18 protein-coding genes and 1 riboswitch are annotated in these 21,360 nt (G+C 50.7%); of the genes, 3 read left to right on the forward strand and 15 right to left on the reverse strand.

Features of this window, described 5'->3' with window-relative positions:
• Positions 1-174: 174 nt before the first annotated feature.
• Positions 175-2,454, reverse strand: a complete 2,280-nt coding sequence (locus tag C8J48_RS14800; protein WP_107728016.1) for a S8 family peptidase — start codon at positions 2,452-2,454, stop codon at positions 175-177.
• Positions 2,455-2,720: 266 nt separating this feature from the next.
• Between C8J48_RS14800 and C8J48_RS14805 the strand changes: the two genes are divergently transcribed.
• The gene (locus tag C8J48_RS14805; protein WP_107728017.1) at positions 2,721-3,650 is read left to right on the forward strand and encodes an LCP family protein; all 930 of its coding nucleotides are present in this window, start codon (positions 2,721-2,723) and stop codon (positions 3,648-3,650) included.
• A gap of 5 nt (positions 3,651-3,655) precedes the next feature.
• On the opposite strand, the gene C8J48_RS14810 is transcribed toward C8J48_RS14805, so the two are convergent.
• Entirely contained in the window at positions 3,656-3,943 is a 288-nt protein-coding gene (locus C8J48_RS14810; protein WP_107728018.1) for a hypothetical protein, read from the reverse strand.
• 167 nt (positions 3,944-4,110) lie between these two features.
• Between C8J48_RS14810 and C8J48_RS14815 the strand changes: the two genes are divergently transcribed.
• A complete protein-coding gene (locus C8J48_RS14815; RefSeq protein ID WP_342748262.1) occupies positions 4,111-4,761 on the forward strand; it encodes a YigZ family protein in 651 nt (216 codons plus the stop codon).
• A 279-nt stretch (positions 4,762-5,040) separates the two neighbouring features.
• On the opposite strand, the gene C8J48_RS14820 is transcribed toward C8J48_RS14815, so the two are convergent.
• From C8J48_RS14820 to C8J48_RS14840, 5 genes are all read right to left on the reverse strand, one after another.
• Entirely contained in the window at positions 5,041-5,841 is an 801-nt protein-coding gene (locus C8J48_RS14820; RefSeq protein WP_107728019.1) for a MetQ/NlpA family ABC transporter substrate-binding protein, read from the reverse strand.
• A 27-nt stretch (positions 5,842-5,868) separates the two neighbouring features.
• Positions 5,869-6,525: a methionine ABC transporter permease gene (locus C8J48_RS14825; protein WP_107728020.1), complete on the reverse strand. Its 657-nt coding sequence runs from the start codon at positions 6,523-6,525 to the stop codon at positions 5,869-5,871.
• Positions 6,509-7,516, reverse strand: coding sequence for a methionine ABC transporter ATP-binding protein (locus C8J48_RS14830; RefSeq protein ID WP_107728021.1), 1,008 nt, complete (start codon positions 7,514-7,516; stop codon positions 6,509-6,511). Before C8J48_RS14830 ends, C8J48_RS14825 begins: the two co-directional genes overlap by 17 nt.
• A gap of 73 nt (positions 7,517-7,589) precedes the next feature.
• A riboswitch (SAM riboswitch) is annotated at positions 7,590-7,699 on the reverse strand.
• Between the two features lie 411 nt (positions 7,700-8,110).
• Complete coding sequence (locus tag C8J48_RS14835; RefSeq protein ID WP_425430483.1) at positions 8,111-8,752, reverse strand: sugar transferase; 642 nt, start codon at positions 8,750-8,752, stop codon at positions 8,111-8,113.
• Between the two features lie 148 nt (positions 8,753-8,900).
• Positions 8,901-9,854: an SDR family oxidoreductase gene (locus tag C8J48_RS14840; RefSeq protein ID WP_107728023.1), complete on the reverse strand. Its 954-nt coding sequence runs from the start codon at positions 9,852-9,854 to the stop codon at positions 8,901-8,903.
• A 337-nt stretch (positions 9,855-10,191) separates the two neighbouring features.
• On the opposite strand from C8J48_RS14840, the gene C8J48_RS14845 reads away from it, so the two are divergent.
• Entirely contained in the window at positions 10,192-11,154 is a 963-nt protein-coding gene (locus tag C8J48_RS14845; protein WP_107728024.1) for an LCP family glycopolymer transferase, read from the forward strand.
• 45 nt (positions 11,155-11,199) lie between these two features.
• On the opposite strand, the gene C8J48_RS14850 is transcribed toward C8J48_RS14845, so the two are convergent.
• From C8J48_RS14850 to C8J48_RS14885, 8 genes are all read right to left on the reverse strand, one after another.
• Positions 11,200-12,453 carry a glycosyltransferase family 4 protein gene (locus C8J48_RS14850; protein WP_107728025.1) on the reverse strand — a complete coding sequence of 418 codons (1,254 nt, stop codon included), beginning with the start codon at positions 12,451-12,453 and terminating at the stop codon, positions 11,200-11,202.
• Positions 12,454-12,458: 5 nt separating this feature from the next.
• Positions 12,459-13,577: a glycosyltransferase family 4 protein gene (locus tag C8J48_RS14855; RefSeq protein ID WP_107728026.1), complete on the reverse strand. Its 1,119-nt coding sequence runs from the start codon at positions 13,575-13,577 to the stop codon at positions 12,459-12,461.
• Positions 13,574-14,986: an O-antigen ligase family protein gene (locus C8J48_RS14860; protein WP_107728027.1), complete on the reverse strand. Its 1,413-nt coding sequence runs from the start codon at positions 14,984-14,986 to the stop codon at positions 13,574-13,576. The genes C8J48_RS14855 and C8J48_RS14860 overlap by 4 nt, the downstream gene beginning before the upstream one ends.
• Positions 14,987-14,993: 7 nt before the next feature.
• On the reverse strand, positions 14,994-16,457 hold the full coding sequence (locus C8J48_RS14865; RefSeq protein ID WP_107728028.1) for a lipopolysaccharide biosynthesis protein: 1,464 nt from the start codon (positions 16,455-16,457) through the stop codon (positions 14,994-14,996).
• 321 nt (positions 16,458-16,778) lie between these two features.
• Entirely contained in the window at positions 16,779-17,519 is a 741-nt protein-coding gene (locus C8J48_RS14870) for an acyltransferase (RefSeq protein WP_107728029.1), read from the reverse strand.
• 10 nt (positions 17,520-17,529) lie between these two features.
• Entirely contained in the window at positions 17,530-18,837 is a 1,308-nt protein-coding gene (locus tag C8J48_RS14875; RefSeq protein ID WP_107728030.1) for a nucleotide sugar dehydrogenase, read from the reverse strand.
• 224 nt (positions 18,838-19,061) lie between these two features.
• Positions 19,062-20,165, reverse strand: a complete 1,104-nt coding sequence (locus tag C8J48_RS14880) for a DegT/DnrJ/EryC1/StrS family aminotransferase (RefSeq protein ID WP_107728031.1) — start codon at positions 20,163-20,165, stop codon at positions 19,062-19,064.
• Positions 20,165-21,214 (reverse strand): Gfo/Idh/MocA family protein, encoded by a 1,050-nt coding sequence (locus C8J48_RS14885; protein WP_107728032.1) that lies wholly within the window; start codon positions 21,212-21,214, stop codon positions 20,165-20,167. The genes C8J48_RS14880 and C8J48_RS14885 overlap by 1 nt, the downstream gene beginning before the upstream one ends.
• Positions 21,215-21,360 lie beyond the last annotated feature (146 nt).

Here is a 21,360-nt window from a genome sequence, read left to right on the forward strand (position 1 = left end):
AGTTGCTCCTCCTTTTTATCCATACAAAAAGATCCTTCCCCGAGGGAAAGAGGGTTGGTTGACTGTTTGATGGATCTATGTTGGATCTTTTATGCTTCCTCGTTGCAAAATCATTTTCAGGATACAAGAAAAGAGCAGCCATGACAAGGGAGGAGGTTTTCCTTCTCCGCAACTTCACTCCCGTTTCCTAAAACGGTATTCCCATTCTTCCTCCCCTTCACCTGAGAGACGGATAAAGTAACGGCCCGGTTGCAATGAATCTCCGATATCGTCTTCCATTTTTTTCGCATGTAACGCTACAGTTTGTTGTGTACGTAAATTCTCGTCAAACAGCACCACTGTCAGCGGACGGGAAGGCTCTTTTTCCAACGTAAACCGAAAGCGAACCGATTGCGACTCCTCCAAAACAAATGTAAACCAGTCCACATCCGCTTCTCCGGCAATCTGTCCCCGTATCGCTTCCTCGTTGGGCAAGGGTGTTGCTTGCCGGGAGGTATCGTTGGGTTCATACGCATCCCTGGCTTCCGGTTGAAACTCCAGCAACAGTAGATAAGGGTCGGGAATCGCATTTCGTCCATAGTCTGACACACGCACAAATAAGCTTCCCGCTTTTACGTCGATCTCGATTTCTTCCGCCACACCTTCAGCTGCTTCATCCACTTTGGTTCCTTTCCAGCTGCCTGCTTCCTGCAAATAGAGAACAGGATCTCCACGTGGGCTCCATACATTGACAGACAAGCGCAAGCTTCCCGGCTCATCCAGATCGAAACGGAACCAGTCGTCATCCCTCTCCTTATGAAACGTTCCTTGAAAGGAGGAAATACCGGGCTCCACTTTCACCCTGTACGCACTCCAGCGCTGATCGTTGTTTTCGTATGCATCGGGTTGCAGGCGAAATTGATTGCTCAAAGTATACGCCCACTCCTGGTCATCTCGGGTGGACAGGCAAAAGATCCATTCGTGCTTTTCTACTGAGAGATGGACTTCTTCCAGCTCTTCCCCGCTGTACTCCACCGACTCCTCTCCCGGTGCCGTTCCTCGCAATGTAACTGCGCCCATCCCTTGTGGTTCTCCCTCTACCTTGAGGGTGAGCGTCCCTTCATAAGGGGTGGTAATCTGAAAGCAGTCGGTATCATCTTTTCCCGCTAAAACGGCGCTTACCCGTTGATCACGGGATAAAGGCATCGCCGTTTGCGGAGAATCGTTGGGCTCAAAGATGTCCGCTTTCCCTTTTTGCGTAAGCGTGGACAAGACATCGATCTCCCCATAGCCTCCCCATTCGTCCCACCGTTCTTCTCCCACCGGACGTGCGGACTGCCGAATGCGATTGCGCATCGCTTCCGGAGTTAGCGTCGGTGTCTGTCCTTTAAGCAACGCGGCTAATGCCGCCGCTTGTGGAGCAGCAAAAGAGGTACCCGAATCAGCCTTGCGCCCGCCGCCCGGGACAGCGGCCACAATCGATTCTCCCGGTGCCACCACATCAATCCCGGAACCGCCATTGGAAGTAGGAACCACTTTCCCCTCGCGTCCGACCGCTCCCACCCCCAACACTTCCGGAAAAGCAGCGGGATAATGAACGGGAGAATTATAGCGAATATCCCCATTCTCATCGAGACTGGCATTTCCGGTGGCTCCCACCACCAGGACGCCCTCCTCCTCGGCAAAGCGGACAGCGTCAGCCATCGTCTCCGAATAAGTCCAACTCCCTTGCGCCAGCACAATTACATCCGCCCCGCGACGAACCGCTTCCCGCATGCCCTCCGCCGTAAAATAAACGTCACCGTCCTTGCCGTCATTCATCACTTTAACCGGCATAATATCAATAGCGGCAGCATTTGCATCACGCTCCCACCCGTCCCAAACCTCAACCATCACCCCGGCCACATGGGTCCCGTGCCCCATGTAATCTTGAGCGGGCTGTACCGGGTCCCGCAAGTTGATCCCCGAAATCAGGTAAGGCTCCAGCAGCGGATGATTAAAATCGACTCCTGTGTCTACTACCGCCACGGTTACATGGGATTGTACAGGCCAGTCCAACTCCCTCCACGCCTGATCCGCACCGATCTGCCTCAGATAGTAGCGATCCTCTCCACGCTGAGCAGCTCCTTCCCGCTGCTCCACCTCATATTTTTGGTTAGGGTGGATAAACTCAATCTGTTCATGTGCCGCCCATCGCTTTAACCAATCCTCTTCTTTCACCCCCTGCTTTAACTTCACCAACATCGTAAATCCGCCATTTTCCTGTGATCGGTGCAGTACATGAACCGACTCCAAAAAACGGGGATCGGGTTGATCCATCTTCCACTTGACCACCCACTGCTTTTCGACTGACGTTTTCCCTTCATCCACCGTCTCATCAGGGATATCCGGTACCTCTTCCCTCTCCGGCTGACAAGCGATCAATAGTAAGACACTCAACCCGATGATCCATACGCCCCTCATCCACGCTTTCATCACGTCGCTCCGTCCCTTTATGGGTTTTTCACCATAAGCTTACCAGAAAATCGAGTGCGAGTGGAATCAACCGGAATAAGGGCGTTCGAATGATTATGGAGCCAGCGGGAAAGTTTAACATACATACGAAGGGAAGGAATCTTTGAGTCTGTGTTCTTCTGTTTGCATGGGATGACACAACGAAGTCATTTCGCTTGCAAAAATCCCTTCATCATTCCGATAATCAGTTCACAAGCATTCATCACTCAAATCAGGGAGTTGCCACCATGTACCGCTGGGTATCATTCTTTGTTGCCATTCTCGCGCTGCTGACAGGAGGGGTTCTGTTGTCACAGGGCACCCGGGATGACGTTCATCCGCCTATCACTCCCGCTCAACCGGAACATCGGCAAACATCGGATAAGGAAACGACGTCCCAAAACACTCGCTCTCAATTGATCCTTCCCACTCCAGTCAAGAAACCGGTGAGTGTGCTTCTGATGGGGGTAGATCGCCGCAAAAACGACAAGGGGCGCACCGACGCCATTATGCTGATCATTCTCAATCCCCGCAATGAACGGCTTACGCTCCTCAACATTCCCCGTGACGCTAAAGCACAGTTGCATTTGGGTGGTGGCCGCCAACGCTGGGATAAAATCAACCATGCGTATGCCCTTGGAAACGGGGTTAAATCAACCGTACAAACGGTAGAATCGTTTCTTAACATCCCCGTTCATCACTATCTTAAAATGGATATGGCCGGTTTTCGCCGCATCGTTGACCAAATGGGGGGAGTGGATGTTCAGGTCCCAAAGACCTTTTCCTACAAAGGACAGCACTTTCACAAAGGCTCGATGCATTTAAACGGAATACAAGCCCTGGCTTATATTCGCGATCGAACCGGGGGGAGTGATTACGATCGCCATATTCGCCAGCAACAGGTGCTGCGGGAGCTGTGGAAACAAAGCACCCAAGCTTCAACAATGTTGAAACTGCGGGATATTATTCCTACCGTTTTCCACCATGTGGAGACCGACTTGTCTCCTTGGGATATCTGGCGCATGGTTTCCACTCTGCGTACCCTTTCGCCGAATCAGATGCAGGTTCTGCACATGAAAGGTGTAGACGAGTGGAGTAACCATTACTACCTCGTGATTCCACAAAACGAACAGAAACGAATTCAAAACATCCTGCGACAAGAATTAGAGTCAAATTAACAAAGTCATTCTTTGCCCATCATGCTTAAAAAATATCCACCGATCCCTCCGCTTTCACCACAAGGAGGTCCTCTCCGCTTCTCCCCACTTTTAATCTCGATTTTTAGACGGCCTCTCCATCGCCATCGCCCTTTGGCAATCAGACGTGGAACTGGTATGCTGGTTAGAGCTAAAAATTCATACAGTCCAACATCCGCCTCATGTTGGGAAACGAGACCTTGTACGATAAAACCGGAACGATCCTGATCCAACAAACAATCCCGATAAAGAGAAGACATGCCGATCCATATCACGCTAACCACATCCTTTCAAGCCGCTTGGGCTTGTCTGTGGTCAACAGCATAAACCAGGGCTTTTTTTTGCGGCTACCCTTTCGACAAAACTTTCTAAAACAATGGTTCCTTTCCCAGGAAATATGGACAACCCGCGCAAACTCGACAATCCGGAGGAGGGCTTTCCATTGCAGATACCCGCTCGATTCCGCACCGTCAAAGGGTACGGAGAGACTGAAATCATCATACAAAAATCCCGTTTTATCAGCTATGTCGAACGTGTCGATAAAGAGGAGGAAGCCATCGGGTTTATACAGGGAATCGCAAAAAAGCATTGGGACGCGACTCATAACTGTTATGCATATATTGTGCGCGATCCCCAAGAAATTCAGCGTTCCTCCGATGACGGCGAACCGGCGGGTACGGCCGGCCGCCCCATCTTAGAGGTGTTAAAAAAGCGCCAACTGTGTAATACCGCCGTTGTCGTGACTCGCTATTTTGGCGGTATTAAGCTGGGCGCTGGAGGCTTGGTACGAGCATATGGGCAAGGGGCCAGTGCTGGCCTGGACACTGCCGGGGAATATGAGTGGATCCCCCACCACCGGGTCTTGATCACCGTGAATTACCACGCGATGGGAAAGGTGGAACACCAGCTGCATCAGACCGGTTATGAGATGGAATCCCCACAATTTACCGATCGCGTCCAGTGGACGCTATGGGTTCCCGTTGGAGAGGAAACCTCCCTACAACAAATGGTATCCGAACAGACCAGCGGTCAAGGGATGTTCAACCTGAAAGAAATCCAATACCGACCACGAGAATCAGGAAACGAGGAATAGGCATCGATGACCGGGAGAGGGAACGATTTCCAGAGTAGCGGCCCTTTGCACGAAAGAACAAGTCTCGCCATGGTCACTCGTTCCCGATCTCGCTTTGACCGACAACCCAGCGGAGTCTCCGTAGAGCTCAACGGTTTAGCGGCCACACATGCTTTTCGCATAAACACACAGCCCTACATCCTTAAAAGGGAAAGGCGCAAAAACGGAATTCGGGACCCGGGCCTACACTTGCATTAATAATGAACCCCCACAACGACAGCTGCGGGGGTTTTAATCAGTTTAGTCAAAAGCGGGTACAACGGCACCTTCGTATTTTTCTTCAATAAAGGATTTTGCTTCAGGGGAAGTGAGCGCATCCGCTAATTTTTGAATGGCCTCATCATCCTCGTTCCCTTTTTTCACTGCTAAAACATTGACATAAGGGGATTCTGATCCTTCTAGGAACAGAGCGTCCTTTTGTGGATCCAACTTGGCTTGTAAGGCGTAGTTGGTGTTGATCACGGCAAAATCCACCTGATCCAACACCCGGGGTAGAGTGGCCGCTTCCAGCAGTTTAAACTTTAGTTTTTTGGGGTTGGATTTGATGTTCTTTTCGGTTTTATCCCCGTCGCGATTATCCAGCTTAATCAAACCCTCGTCATCCAACAGCAACAGTACCCGGGTGATTTCACTGGTAGCATTAGGCAGAGCCACTGTTGCCCCTTCTTTTAGCTCAGCAATATCATCCAGTTTGTTGGAGTAGGCCCCCATCGGTTCAATATGAACCCCTGTCACCGCCGTTAGATCCCAACCTTGCTCTCGGTTGGTCGCCTCCATCCAGGGGGTGTGCTGAAAGAAGTTGGCGTCCAGCTCTCCTTCTTGCACCGATTTATTGGGCAAAACATAGTCCTGGAACACCTTTACTTCCAACTTAATTCCCTCTTTTTCCAACTGCGGCTTCACATGTTCCAAAATTTCCGCATGGGGCACTTGGCTCGCCCCCACTTTTAATGTTTGTTCCCCTTGGCTTTGGCCACCTCCACATGCAGTCAAAACCAAAGCCAACGATAAAATTAGCAGCGTTAACCACCGTTTTTTCATTTGATCATTTCCTTTCCCATTTTCGTTTTATCGTTTATCCAAGCGGCGGGCTAATCGATCTCCGCCCCATTGGACGATTTGGACCAACAATACGAGCAAAATACCGCATACAACCAGCATTGCATCGTTAAAGGACTGAAAACCGAAGCGATAAGCGGCATCCCCCAGTCCTCCGCCACCCACGACACCAGCCATGGCGGAAAAGCTGATCAGAGTGACACAGGTAACAGTGAGACCTGAAACCAAAGCCGGTGTCGCTTCCGGCAGCAGCACCCGCGTCACCACGCGCCACTTGGTGCTGCCCATGGCCTGTGCCGCCTCAATCACGCCTTTATCCACTTCACGTAAGGCCGTCTCCACCATACGGGCATAAAACGGGGCCGCACCTGCGATCAGTGGAATTGTGGCCGCTGTTGGCCCCAAGGTGGTTCCCACCAACAGTTGTGCAACTGGAAACAAAAACAGAACCAACACGATAAAGGGGACCGCACGAAATAAATTGACAAAAGCGGCAATGATTCGCTGTAACCACGGTTGGGCTGCAATCTGTCCACGATCAGTGATCACCAGTAGGATTCCGAGAGGAATACCGAAGAGGGCGGTAAAAAAAGTGGAGATCGCGACCATATACACCGTCTCACCGCTTGCCTGCCAAACCAGCGGCCAATCAACTTCCGCTAACACCTGCCGTCACCTCCTTCTCCGATCGCTCTCGAAACCGTATCGCCACTTTTTCTACGGTTGAAGGCTCCCCTTCCAAGGAAACCGTCACCGCTCCATCCACAGTCAGTTCCCCTGCTACTAAGTGAATCCGGACTCCATTTGTAGCGGCTTCCTTTTGCAGATGCGGTAACAACTCCCTCCAGTCGTCGACTGAAAACTGCAGCCAGACACTAGTTTCTGCGTCGGCCTGGGGTTGCTCCGCTCCTTCCAGCAATGTCTGCTTCACAAATTGGGCGGTTACTTCATGGCGCGGCCGTTGGAAGATCTCTTCCACTTCCCCCAACTCAATCACACTGCCCCCGTCCATCACTGCCACCCGCTGACAGATGGCGCGAACTACGCTCATTTCGTGTGTAATCAGCAGCAGTGTAATTCCCGTGTCGCGGTTGATTTCCCGCAACAATTGCAGGATGGAGGCTGTCGTCTCCGGATCGAGGGCGGATGTCGCCTCATCACACAACAACACCTTGGGATCGTTGGCCAAAGCACGGGCAATGCCGACACGCTGTTTCTGCCCCCCTGACAGTTGTGAGGGATATGCCGTTGCCCGTTCTTTTAATCCGACACGATCCAACAGCCGCTTCACCCGCTCCTCAATTTCGTCCTTAGGGATTCCTGCCACTTCCAAGGGGAATGCCACATTTCCCCATACCGTTCGTGACCATAACAGGTTAAAGTGTTGAAAAATCATTCCCATCTGTAAGCGCGCCTGGCGCAACTCTTTTTCATTTAAGTGGTGAATGGCTTGACCGTCCACATACACTTCTCCGGACGTCGGTTTTTCCAATCCGTTTACCATTCGCAGGAGCGTGCTTTTACCGGCACCGCTTCTGCCGATAATGCCAAAGATCTCACCTTGTTGAACATCGATATTTACTCCGGATAACGCTGTCACCGGCTGATTTCCTCTTTTTACGGGAAACTGTTTGGATACTTCTTTCAGTTGAATCACAACCTACACCTCCCTTACAACATAAAAAAAACTTTCTGGCAGATACGCAGAAAGGTTGTGTCCAAACTCTCCACTCTCATCTGTCAGAACCTTTACCAGTTCCGCAGGAATTGGCACCTTTACCGCTATGCAGTCGGTTGCCGGGTTTCATCGGGCCAGTCCCTCCACCGCTCTGGATAAGAGAATCCAATTATTCCTATTGGTCGAGAATGATTTTAGCATGAGAAACGCAACCCGTCAATATTTTCGTTTTTGCGAACCGTTGATCGTCGTTTGTTAAGGGTTTTACCCAAGCATTACATTTCCTTTACAAATTGCCGTTCCCACACTATTTTCGGGGGATATGCCGTATAATAAAAACTAATCAAGAGGTCACGGAGGTGCCCTGTATGAATTACCCTGTTGTTGGTAAATCGTTCTTGTTGGGCATTTTCAATGCAACATGGATGAGTATTCCCCTGTGGTTTTTGTTATACCTTACCCTCCGTTTGGTTTTCTAATCGAGAGGTTTACATGAAAATAGAACCGATTATGGTGAAGAATAAAAAAGGTTGCCATTGATTGGCAACCTTTGTGTGTGTTGATGATTCATTTTTAACGCGCTCCGCTACCGGAGAGAACAACCCAGACGGTGCGGTACAGGATTTGCAGATCCAAGGCAAACGATTGTCGCCGAATGTAATACATATCCATAAAGAATTTTTCTTTGGGAGTAGCATCATAACCACCGTTCACTTGAGCCCAACCCGTCAAACCCGGCTTAATGGTTAGCCGCTTTTTAAAGTTGGGGATCTCTTTGGCGAACTTCTCCGTAAACACCCGTCGTTCCGGACGTGGACCGATCAGACTCATATCCCCGTGCAAGACATTGATCAATTGTGGCACTTCATCGATGCGAGTCTTACGAATAAAGCGGCCCACTCGTGTGACGCGCGGATCATCCTTGGCAGCCCACTGCGGTCCATTTTTCTCAGCGTCAATCCGCATTGATCGCAATTTAATCACATGAAATGGTCGACCGTTTAACCCCACTCGTTCTTGCTTATAAAAGACCGGACCTCTTGATTCCAGTTTAATGGCAATCATCGTCAATACCATGACAGGAAGAATAAACACTAAGAGCGCAATCGAAAATAAGATTTCAAGTATTCGCTTTGCCACAGGATACATTCCTGTTTGCTCATGCGATGGTTGAAGATCAACCGAACTCGCTTGCGAATCGCTTTCGTAAGCCATCGCTTTTGAACGCATCCGCAAACCACTCCTGCCGTAATAAAAATAGTTGAAAACAGTAATCACTTACCAGAACTTCACCAACTGGTAACCAGTATACTGGAGATCTAACCGGTTGGCAATACGCGATTAGGCGTATTTTACGTTATCTTTACAATTCTGTTACAGCCGTTCCACGCTGGAGTAAAACCCTGTTTTGCAAAAGGTAATCCAAGCTTTGTATAAGGCCTTCTTCCAGGCTGACCTTAGGCTTAAACATCAGATGGCGTCGCGCTCCGTCAATATCAAAATAACTATGTTTAATATCCCCTTCTCTGTCAGGACCATAGGAAACAGAAATCGGTTTATTTGACACCTTTTTCAAAAGCTGTACCAACTCATTAATGGAAGTGGAAATACCCGTTCCAATATTGAGCACTTGGTTTTCGGCCCGTGACAGTGCCGCGATATTGGCAGCGGCAATATCGGATACATGAATATAATCCCGGGTTTGTTCCCCATCCCCGTCAATTCGGAGTGGTTCCCCCTTCAAAATGCGCTCCAGGAAGATGGCAATCACCGCCCCCTCCCCTTTGCTGATCTGCCGTTGCCCGTAAACATTGGCATAGCGCAAAATGGTAAAGGGGATTCCATAGAGATCTTGATACGCTCTTAGATAGTACTCCGGTGTAAATTTGGAAATCCCGTAAGGAGAGAGCGGATTAACGGGATGGTTTTCATCGATCGGCAAATATTGCGGATTTCCATAAACCGCTGCGGAAGAAGCGTAGATAAACTTGCTAACTCCACACTGACGAGCAGCCTCCAACAAGCGGATGGTTCCATGGATATTAATATCGGCGTCTCCCAGCGGCTGATCGACTGAAAAGGGAACACTGGATTGGGCCGCTTGATGAATCACCGCATCCGGACGTTCGGTCCGAACGATATCAAACAATTGCTCATCGCGGATATCGACCCGATAAAAGGGGACCTCTTTAGGTAGGAAACGCTCATCACCGGTGGCGAGGTTATCCACCACAATCGATTCATGTCCCGTTTCCAACAATTGATCTACAATATGGGAGCCGATAAAACCCGCTCCTCCAGTAACCAAAACTTTCATTAGACAACTCCCTTTCGCCGTCACATTACAGCTATGGGTATCAGTGGGTCGCTAAAAACCGTAATGAAAAGCACCCCATCCTTCAATCATAAAAAACGATTGTACATGAAACAATGTTCCCGCAAAAATAAATTTCCTCCCCAACCTATTGATTCGTCCGATCTCGAATGATCCATCCCGCCGGAGCGTGACGTTGCAGATAACGAGACTTGTACTGCAAAGTTCAATTCTTCCGATCATCCCCTCGCACCACACTTTTGCTTGTACCAGTGTAGGTATCCCCTTAAACTATTCTTAGATCGTATCAATAAACAAAATTAGGTAAGGGGGGAACGCAATGAGCGATCCGAGTCCAGCGATAAAACCGAAGCGCCGTCTATGGCTACGGATTTTGTTGGTACTTCTATTCTTTGTCCTCGCTGTTGTCGGCTATTATGGATACCAGTTGGTACAAACCATGGACCAAGTGTATCAGCCTCCAACAAGGGAAAAATCAGCAAAACGGGAGAATAAGGTGGACATTACGGAAGATCCGGTTTCCATCCTGCTGTTGGGGGTAGACGAACGAAAACAGAAAAACGATCGCGGTCGATCCGATACCATGATGGTCATCACCATCAATCCCCGTCAGCAAACGTTAAAAATGATGAACATCCCCCGGGATACATACACCGTAATACCGGGACGATCGGGTTACGACAAAATTAACCACGCTTACGCTTTTGGCGGTGAAGAGCTGGCCATCACCAGTGTAGAGGAGTTCCTAGACATCCCGATCGATTACTATGCCAAGGTGAACATGGAAGGTTTTACCCAGATCATCGATGTGCTAGGCGGTGTCGAAGTGCAGGTTCCTTTTGATTTTGAGTACCTCGAGCAAGCTTTTAAAAAGGGACCGATGCATCTGGATGGAGAAGCCGCTATCCGTTATACGCAAATGCGCAAAGAAGATCCCCAAGGCGACCTCGGACGGAATGTACGGCAACAACAGGTGATTAAAGCGATCTTAAAAAAGGGAACCTCCCCTTCCTCTTGGTCCAAATGGGACGACTTGCTGGATGAGATCGGCGATAATCTAACGACGGACATCGCACCAAAAGACATTTTCCGCTTACAAGGAATTTATCGGGATCTGGGAAATAAAAAAATGGAAACAGTCGCCATCAAAGGGGAAAATCAACGCATTGACGGGATTTATTATTATGTGGTGCCTGATGAAGAGAAAGCCCGCATTCAACAGGAGATACGTGAGCACCTGGAAATGTCCACCAATAAAGCAGCCGCCAGTACAAAAAAATGATCGACAGATGGACAGAAACCGCAGGCAGATGCGCCTGCGGTTTACTCACATCCGCTTTGCTTCTTTGACCGTGCTTACTGTTCCGGTCAACCACTCCTTCAATTCTCCATAAAGGCGGCGGGCCAACTGTTGGCGGTCGCCAAAGGTGTGAATATAGTGACGGCCATTGGCGGCAATTTGATTCCGCTCTTCCTCTGTCTGTTCTTTGAGCCGGATGATGGCTTGCGCCAGCCCTTCCGGATTCTCAGCACCACTAAAGACTCCGACACTATTTTCCTCGACAATTTGCCGCACTTCCCCGTCGACCGTCGTTACAATCGGTTTGCCCACATACATATAATCAAACAGTTTGTTGGGACGGGCTCCGCGAAAGATTTCATTATCTTTTAAGGAGATAATGCCACAATCAGCCGCTTCAATAAAGGAAAATACTTCTCCTTTGGGAACTGGGTCCAACAGATGGACATTGTGTAATCCTTTTTCCCGCTTAAGGGCGAGCAGGCGCTCCTTTTCCGGGCCGTCGCCGATCAAGACCAGCGCGTACCCCTCAGGCAGGTGTTCACCGGCCAAGACCACATGCTCCAGGGCATTGGCAGGACCGTGAGCCCCAGCATAGAGAGCGACAAATTGATATGGGGCCACACCCATACGCCTACGATACGTCTCTCTTCGCGCCGGATTCGGTTTCCAGGAATCCACTAGGATTCCGTTGGGGATCAGCGAAATTTTAGCGGCATCAATTCCTTTTTCCTGGATAAAGCGGCGTTGATGCTCCGTCAGCACCACGATTTTATCTGCATGGCGGTACAGAAAAGATTCCATCCACGTCAATGCTTTCACCATCCGTGGATTGCGCAGACCATCCATTTTAATCAATGTATCCGGCCACAAGTCCCGTACCTCCAGCACAAAGGGGCATCGCTTCACTTTGGCCAGCAGCCACCCGGCAAAAGGCGTCAATAGATGGGGAGATGACGCAAACAAAATGTGGGGCCGGGCATGAAATAACCCCTGCAGGAAAAAGAGCAGAGCAAAGCTGACCATGTTTATCACCCGCCGCCAATCATTGCGGGTATGTGGAAACGACCACAGCCATTTCATCTTTAATCCCGGAATCGGTTTAACGTCGCGCTTCGTCTCTTCATCGATAAAGCGGCGGCGGGAGTGGTTAAAGGAACTAAGCCACAGCGTTACATCCGCATCCTCCTGTTCCGCCCATTCCCGCGCCAATTCATAATGGCGAGTGATTCCACCCATGTTTGGTAGTACGGCATAATGGTTGGCGACCCAAATACGCACGCTTCTCACTCCCTGGTTTGAGTCAACTCTTGGTAAAGTCGCAGTAATGTTTTCTCCTCGGCACCCCAGTTGTAAACATTGCGATGCGCTTTTTGGCCCTGTTCTCCCATCCGGCGACACCGGTCGGGATCTTGCAAGAGAGCCGTCACTTCCCGCGCCATCGCCACCGGATCGAGGGGGTTCACCGTTACCCCGGCACCGCTCTTCTGCAAAATTTCCCGCCACAGTGGAAAATCCGTCGCCACCACCGGCAAACCCGTCGCCATATACTCAAACAGCTTGATCGGCAGGGATTCACGGTAGTTTTCCACCGGATGGAGACAGACCAGCCCGACACTCCCCGACAGCAGCCACTGTTGCACCTGTTCAAAGGGAATCCGCCCGTGAAGGAAAATATTTTTCGCCTGTAATTGCGCTTCTTCCCGATCTTCCAGGCGAATATGTTGTAGCGGTCCGATCAAATGCAATTCCGCACACAGCTCGGAGGGGATATGATCCATCATGGCGATCATTTCCCGATACCCGCGGAGATAGGAGATTCCTCCTACATATAGAATCCGGGGCGGGCCCACATGCTCGCGCCGTTCCCTAATCGGAATCGGCAAGGGATAGTTTTTGACCAGCCGCACTCGTTTTATCGGTGCAAAACTGTCGGCGATCGGTTCGGTCACCGTCACCACCGCCGACAGACGGCGGGCCATCCCCTTTTCCGCTACATGTGCCAGCCGTGACAGCGGTGGACGCAGCAGGTGGGGAATCCACGGTTTGGTCATAATCTGCCGCGGAAGATCTTCATGGGCGTCATAGATAACCGGTTTGCCTGTGCGCCGCCGAATCCACACCGCCCACGGCAGTAGCTCAGGATCATGGATGTGGAAAATATCCCCACCACTGGCAAGTGCCCGTCGAAACAGTTCCCGTCCCCCTTTGAGCCGCTCCCATTTGCGGGTAGGAACAGGCAACCCTTTCACTTGGATTCCCTCAACCTGGCGCTCTTCAAATTCCGCCAAGGCGTGCAGCTCCACCGACCACCCGGCACGTGCCAACGAAACCGCCTGCTTGTGGAAAATACGCGAATCATTCCAATGGTGTACCGAGCTTAAAATCACGACTTTACCATTCATCGGGCTCCCTCTCTATTTGGGATTCTCGCCGTACGATCGCTTCCTTTTCCGAGGACGATCACTGCCAGGGCAAACCCGTGAACCACCCACATCGGGGTAAAGTGGATGGCCGTGCTGGGGGCCATCCCTCCGATACTGTAACCGGCCAACGCAATCATGCAGGAAACAGCACCCCAGCGTATCCAGGGGGAGAGTTCAGGAGTGCGCCTTACACTAGCCAAACACCACAGCTTCCAAAAGATCCACAGATAAAAACCCATGTATAGGATGAATATCAGTAGCCCAAAGTTGACCAACACCTCCATCCACCAATTGTGGATGTTGGTTTTATCCTCCACTCCCGGTGCACCTGCCATATAGTGTTCCACATTGCCGGCTCCCACACCGAGAAAGTGGCTTTCCACCAGAAAGTTTAGCCCGTTGGCGATCAGATATTTGCGAATGGAGACGCTTTTGTCTCCGGAAGGTGGCTCATCGATCTCCGGCTCCACCGTCTGTTCACCGGAAAAGGGGGTCCAACTTCCCTTGAGATCCTGGACAATACCCAGGGAGGTGCTCAGCTTCGTCCGCGTGTGGTCAGCCAACAGCGTTGAGGTGAGGCCACTTACGATAACCGCCGCCGCCGTTAATAACAGGGCCCCTTGGAAAAGATTTTTTCGGTTCCACCATTGTTTCCGTGGCAGAACAAAAGGAATCAGCCCCAACCACAAAACCGTAATCAGCGGTAATCCAAACATGCTGTTGCTACGAGAACCGGTGATAAACAGACAAGAGAGCGCAAGAATTCCCGTTATATACACGGTCACCTTTCCTATACGGGTCAACGGCAACATCACCATCGCCGCCGCCAGAAAGGGAAGGGCCAAATTAACCGCTGTGGCCAAATCGTTCTGATTATTGAAGAAGGAGGTAACTGCACTTACATCTGTCCCATAATAACGGGAAGAGGGTAAGTGGAAAAACGTGAGTGCTTCAAAGACGCCAAAGACGACAATAACCGCAAACACCCCGAACATCACTTTGACGGTTTGTTTCAGCATATCGGTCCCTTTTATGAACAGCGGAAACGACAGGGTCAACAACAACATCGTTCCCAAAAAAGTGATATAGCGGATCCCGTACGGCAGGTTGGCCACCCAAGTCAAAGAAATGGCGGCATAGAAAAACCAAAAGGCGGTAAACGCCGTAAACCAGCGAATCGGTCTAAAATGACCAAAAGCGGGTGTATGATTTTTTACCCAGTGTACCAGCAATCCTGCCGCCAACAGGATAAACGCCACCCGAAAAAAAGTGATATTAAACAATCCGGGCAGAGGAATCCCTAGTGTGGGACCCAATAGAGCAAAAGCCACCATTAAATGAAACAGAAGGTGAAGCCGGGGTTGTCTTGGCATCAGAAGCGAACTCATCGGGAAGTCACCTTTTTCCTACGAGTTTGGGCAACAAGCGTTGAACCATGGACAAAGATTCTTTGTTAAACAGACCGGTGAGAAAGACGGCCAACATCATAAACAATGTAGCACCGATATAGACGAGCCAGAGGCCGTCCCACTCATTCATCTGGAACCAAGTGATGGCTCCCATCGTGGTCAGATATAGGGCCAGATAAGCGATCATCGATTTCATGCGGAAGTCGACGGGATAGATTTTTTGCCCTTTCCGATAAATCGACAAGAAGGCAAACAGATAGGTGATCACATTCATGATCCCCGTTCCCCACGCCCCGATAATGGGCAACAGTACCAGGTTTCCGATAAAGTACAACGGAGCGGCGGCCATAAAGGTTTTGGAGATTGCTTTGGTCTCCTTATTGATCAATAGGCCGACCCCAACAATTAAGTGCATGGTATTGAGCACCGTTCCCAAGGCCAACATCCATACATAAGGATAAGCGCCGAAGAAAGCTTCATTTCCGGCGACGATCTTAATAATCGGTTCAATGAAGAAGGTAAGGAACAGGATAAAAAAGGTGCCGATCACCAGAAATGCCCGTCCCAGCAAACTGTAGATGCGCGGTGCATCCTCCTGATCCTTGATGGAGACGGAAAACGGGCGCCAAGCCAATTGGAAGGCGGCAGTCAACAAGGCGATAATACTGGCGAAGCGAACCGCCAACCCGAATACCCCCGCTTCCTCCGGGGAAACCATATGGTAGATCATCGGGCGGCTCATGGCATTCATCACCCAGAAAGCCAACAGCGCCGGCAACAACGGAGCTCCGTACTTCAACAGCTCCCGCACATGCCGTTGTTCGACGGAACGGGTAAACTTATCGCGATAAACCCACATCAAGATGGCGGCAACCAGCGCTTGGGCGACGATTTGACCATAAAAGATCCCAACCACACCGGCTTCTTCTACAACCACAAAGTAAACACTGGCAAGAGAGGAGCCGATTACATATCCCATACTGCCGAACATAAACGTTTTCACTTGACGGGCGAAGCGGGCATAGGCCAGTATTTGCTGGATTATCACGTTAAAGACGATAACCAGCACCGCCAAGAACAGCAAAAAGGGATATTCACCGGGTTCGACGTACATGATATCCGCCACCGGCTTACTGACGATCAACGCAATGGCAAGAAAGATAAGACTGATAAATGTAGGAACGAAGACAGCTGCCGTAAAGTAACCATTGCGATCTTTTTCATCCTTGGCTTCGAAAAAATAGAAAGCCAAGGCAGTGTCTACTCCCAACATACAAAAATAGGTCAGCACCATGGCGATGGTGTTGGTCATATCCCAATCCCCGAATTGGATTGGGTCCAAGGCCCGTGTATAAACGGGTACCAACAGAAAAGCCACGATTTTGTTCCCCATCAGGGCCAAGGCAAAGGCCGTTGAGTCGGAGAAGAGTTGTTTAATCTTTGTGAGCATACTGTTCCCCTTTACCTCTATAAACCTTCGCGCCACTACCGTTTCCTTAATCGTAGTCCCGTGAGGGGCCACCACCGCTTTCCTGATCGAAGCCCTGGAGAGGCCACCACCGCATCCATATCCGAAGTCTCGGAGGGATATCCTTCTCCCCTTCTTAATCTAAGTACAGAAGGGGGACCCTCTTTCTCTCGGGTGTGCCTGACCCCTCTCGCTGGTGAAATCAGCCAGTGATTATTTCACCGACCATCCCACCTTCGATTTCATCTCGAATGATCAGACACTTAAACCGAAACGCCGTTGACATCCGCTCTCCCCAAAATGTCACTGAGGCAGCATCTCTTCTTTTGGAACCGGTCGTAACGGCTTGGCGGGAACTCCCGCATACACGGTGGCTGGTTCCGTATCCCGAATCACCACAGCACCTGCAGCGATAAAACTCTCCGACGCTATGGTGATTCCAGGCAATAAAACGGCTCCTCCACCGACCCGGGCTCCTCGTTTGACGATTGGTCCCCGGATGTGTTGAAAACGTGCTTCGGTTCTTCCCATGAAGTTGTCGTTGGTGGTCATCACCCCAGGAGCGATAAAAACGCGCTCTTCCAAGCGTGAGTAGGCGGTAATGTACGCGTCGGTCTGTATTTTAGTGTCGGATCCGATCTCCACCTGGTTCTCTACCGCAACACCTCGTCCGATCACCACGCGATCCCCAATCTGGCATCGCTCCCGGACAAAAGCTTGATCACCCACCAGGACTTCCCGTCCCAGGCGACTGCCGCGGTACAAAACGGCGTTGGCCCCGATTGTGCTCCCCTCTCCGATTTGTAACGCCGGAAGATCGGGATCCACCTGCACCGTGCTGGCTTTGGCCGGCCGAGGCCACCGACCGATAACCGCGTGATCGGCAATCCATGTTCCCTCACCGATCACCGTGCCCGCATGCAGGATGGCATGATGGCCGACGGTCACATTATCGCCCAAAACCACCCCTTCTTCAATAACAACAAAGTAACCCAACTCCACCCCTTTGCCTATACGGGCAGTAGGATGAACGACCTGACTCATATTCCCACCCCTAAATTTTTTCATAATAGGCGGCAATCGATTCCACACCCTTCAACGCATTGCGGGTGTCAAAAATTGCTCGCGATCGTGCTGCAATCAGCGGATAGTCGAAAGCGGTATGATCGGTGGTGATCAGCACCAAATCCGCTTGTGCCAACCGCTCCGCCGTCACCGGTTCACTCTCATAGGTGTGACCGTCCAATTGAAAGGATGGAATATGAGGATCGCTCACCCGAACCGCCGCTCCGTGATGAACCAGTTGCTGGATGATGGGAATCACCGGGGACTCGCGCATATCATCGATATCCCGCTTATAGGCCAAACCGAGGATAAAAATATTTGCGTCCCGCATCGCTTTGCCCTCGCGATTGAGGATTTTCATCGCCCGTTCCACTACAAAATCAGGCATATAGTGGTTGATTTCACCAGCAAGTTCGATTAAACGAGTGTGGTATTTATATTCACGAGCCTTCCAAGTGAGATAGTACGGATCGATCGGGATACAGTGCCCTCCCAACCCCGGCCCCGGATAAAAGGGCATAAAGCCGTAGGGTTTCGTTTTGGCTGCCTCCACCACTTCCCAATAATCGATTCCCATCTTGTTGCAGAGGATCGCCATTTCGTTGGCCAAAGCGATATTGATATGGCGAAAGGTATTCTCCAGGATTTTCTCCATTTCCGCCACTGCAGGACTGGATACCTCAAACACTTCTCCTTCCAGCACATGGCGATACAGGGAAGCGGCTACCTTTGTACAGGCGGGTGTTACCCCCCCTACTACTTTGGGGGTATTTTTGGTGTTGTATACTTTATTGCCGGGATCCACCCGTTCCGGTGAAAACGCCAGATAAAAATCTTCTCCCGCTCTTAGCCCTCCCTCTTCCAGAATGGGGCGAACCACTTCCTCTGTTGTGCCGGGGTAGGTAGTGGATTCCAACACAACCAACATGCCGGGATGCAACCGTTTAGCGATCTCCCGGGTGGAAGCTTCCACATAGGAAGTATCCGGCTGCTGATAGGAGTCCAAGGGTGTGGGGACACAAATCGAAACAGCATCCACATCTTGGATATCAGAGTAATCCGTCGTCGCTTGCAATCGCCCCTGAACGACAATGTCGGATAGCTCCTCGTCGACCACATCGCCGATATAATTGATGCCTTGGTTGACCATATCGACTCGTTTTTGTTGAATATCAAAACCGATGACGCGATAGCCCGCTTTCGCTTTTTCCAAGGCGAGGGGTAAACCGACATATCCCAAGCCCACCACGCCGATCACCGCTGTTTTTTGGTCGATTTTCGCCAATGTCTCTTCCATTTTAACCCACTCCACTCCCTCGAAACTCTTTACGCTTAACAGCCGGGGATAAAGGGGAAGGATTTTTGAGTCTGTGTGCTCTTGCTGATTACAAAGAAGTAAAGGGTTATACAGCAAAGGCACTTTTGCATTCAAAAATCCCTTCCTTAAACTTTCTGATCATCAAAGTTCGTTACATAAATCCGGCTTACCATAATCAACAAGCCTAATCGGTTGCCAAACGGTTACGCAAAGAAATCCTTAACCGTAGCCACCACGCGTTTTACTTTTTCCTCATCCATCTCCGGGTAGAGTGGTAAAGCGAGTGAACGCCTACAGACCGCTTCCGTAACCGGTAGATCTCCTTCACGATACCCTAATCCCTGGTATACATCCTGTAGGTGGAGCGGCACCGGGTAGTACGCACCAGTAGCGATTCCATTTTCCCGGAGGTGCGCCATCATCCCATCCCGATCTTCTGCTTGAATCACATATAAATGATAAATATGGGTCCGATTGACAGCCGCATGCGGGCGAACAAGCGGTACATCCGTCAACAGATGATCATATAGTGACGCCCACTTACGCCGCGCTTGGTTCCACTGGGAAAGATACTTTAACTTGACGCGCAACAGTGCCGCCTGCAATTCATCCAAGCGGCTATTGTAACCGATTAGGCTGTGATAATATTTGGGATTGCTACCGTGAACCCGTAATATGCGAATTTTTGCCGCCAGCTCGTCATCATTGGTGACGATCATCCCGCCATCACCATACCCGCCCAGGTTTTTGGTTGGAAAAAAAGAGTATGATGCCGCGTGTCCAAGCGAACCGACGGGAGCACTGCCGTAACGGGATCCAATCGCCTGTGCCGCATCTTCCAACACCCATAAATCGTGCTTACCAGCAAAAGCGATCACTTCATCCATATCCGCGGGCTGGCCAAAGATATGGACGGGAATCACTGCCTTGGTTCGCTCCGTCAGCTTTTGTTCCAACTGGGTGACATCCAAATTGTAAGTATGGGGATCAATATCAACAAAGACCGGTGTCGCGCCTCGCTGGGAGATCACTTCCGCCGTTGCAAAAAAGGTAAAAGGGGAGGTGATCACTTCATCACCCGCTCCGATCCCCATCGCATCCAAGGTGAGCAGCAGCGCATCGGTGCCGTTTGCCACACCGATACCATGTTTGGTGCCGCTTAAAGTGGCCACTTCCCGTTCCAATGCACTTACCTCCGGCCCCAATACATAACGGCCGCTCTCCAGAACGCCGATGGCCGCCCGCTCCAACTCCTCTTTGATGGATTCGTACTGTGCTTTTAAGTCCAACAACGGTATCGGGTTCATCAACTGGCTCCTCCCTGATTGACGTCTCTACGCAGTTCGCTTAAGCGTACCGGCCTGCCCAACTCTGCCGCTCGTTGACAAGCGATTACCAATTCTAACGCTTTTCTGCCGTCTTCACCGTTAACGACGGGACGCCGTCCCTCCCGGACAGCTGCGGTCATATCCCGGATGATGGCAGAATGGCCCGGTAACCCTTGTGGATCTTCATGGATACGATGAATCGTTTGCTCACTATCCTCATCCGTCTGATCGGCAAACTTCCATGTTTGGATCCAGTTGGCCGTGGGGCCGCTTACCACAGCCGTTCCCGTCTCCCCAAACAAAGCGAGGGACTCCTCCAAATTGCGCGGATACAAAGTGACCGCCGCCTCAATTACACCGAGGGCACCACTGGCAAAACGTAGGACAGAGACGGAAACGTCCTCCGCTTCAATCTGGCGAAAACGGGTCGCTTGGTAAGCGGAGACTTCCTCAACATCCCCCATCAACCACAACATCAAGTCCAGGTTGTGGATCGCTTGGTTCATCAAAACGCCACCATCCATGGCGCGGCTACCCCGCCAAGGGGCTTGATTGTAATACTCCTGGTTTCGGTTCCAGCGAACCGTCGCATTGGCATGGCTAAAGGAGCCAAAAGCTCCTTCATCCACCCGTTGCCGCAATGCTTTCATCACCGGACGAAAGCGGTTGGGATGAACCACTGCCAACTGAACTCCGTTTCGCTCACACGCTTGCAGGATGGCGTCAGCATCCTTCAGGGTCAACGCCATTGGCTTCTCAACCACCACATGCTTCCCCGCATTCGCCGCTTGAATGGCCAAAGGAGCGTGTAATCCGCTGGGAGTACAAATATTGACGACATCCACCGTCACCGATGTAATCATTCTTTCCATATCCGTAAAAGAATGGATTCCTTTGGCCGCAAAGGGCTCCAACCGCCTCGGATCCCGATCGCAAACCGCGGACAATTTCGCCCCTTCAGCCGCCTCAATCGCCTCCACATGCTTGTTGGCAATGTGACCGCATCCCACGATGGCGTATTGGACCACGAGATGTCCCTCATTTCTATATTCCCGGCAGACTGACAAGTTGGAGCCTGCATTCATCCTATCAGGATGTCGGTTGTTTTATTACAAACAGATTACAAATATCATTTTCAATGTAACACAAATGAAATTTATTTGTGTATCCCGAA

Source organism: Desmospora activa DSM 45169 (assembly GCF_003046315.1).
Classification (GTDB): domain Bacteria; phylum Bacillota; class Bacilli; order Thermoactinomycetales; family DSM-45169; genus Desmospora; species Desmospora activa.

Bases quoted from the DNA above. Each gene is read 5' to 3' on its own strand.
- C8J48_RS14800 (WP_107728016.1), bottom strand. From the start codon at position 2,454: ATGAAAGCGTGGATGAGGGGCGTATGGATCATCGGGTTGAGTGTCTTA.
- C8J48_RS14805 (WP_107728017.1), top strand. From the start codon at position 2,721: ATGTACCGCTGGGTATCATTCTTTGTTGCCATTCTCGCGCTGCTGACA.
- C8J48_RS14820 (WP_107728019.1), bottom strand. From the start codon at position 5,841: ATGAAAAAACGGTGGTTAACGCTGCTAATTTTATCGTTGGCTTTGGTT.
- C8J48_RS14835 (WP_425430483.1), bottom strand. From the start codon at position 8,752: ATGGCTTACGAAAGCGATTCGCAAGCGAGTTCGGTTGATCTTCAACCA.
- C8J48_RS14840 (WP_107728023.1), bottom strand. From the start codon at position 9,854: ATGAAAGTTTTGGTTACTGGAGGAGCGGGTTTTATCGGCTCCCATATT.
- C8J48_RS14845 (WP_107728024.1), top strand. From the start codon at position 10,192: ATGAGCGATCCGAGTCCAGCGATAAAACCGAAGCGCCGTCTATGGCTA.
- C8J48_RS14855 (WP_107728026.1), bottom strand. From the start codon at position 13,577: ATGAATGGTAAAGTCGTGATTTTAAGCTCGGTACACCATTGGAATGAT.
- C8J48_RS14860 (WP_107728027.1), bottom strand. From the start codon at position 14,986: ATGAGTTCGCTTCTGATGCCAAGACAACCCCGGCTTCACCTTCTGTTT.
- C8J48_RS14865 (WP_107728028.1), bottom strand. From the start codon at position 16,457: ATGCTCACAAAGATTAAACAACTCTTCTCCGACTCAACGGCCTTTGCC.
- C8J48_RS14870 (WP_107728029.1), bottom strand. From the start codon at position 17,519: ATGAGTCAGGTCGTTCATCCTACTGCCCGTATAGGCAAAGGGGTGGAG.
- C8J48_RS14875 (WP_107728030.1), bottom strand. From the start codon at position 18,837: ATGGAAGAGACATTGGCGAAAATCGACCAAAAAACAGCGGTGATCGGC.
- C8J48_RS14880 (WP_107728031.1), bottom strand. From the start codon at position 20,165: ATGAACCCGATACCGTTGTTGGACTTAAAAGCACAGTACGAATCCATC.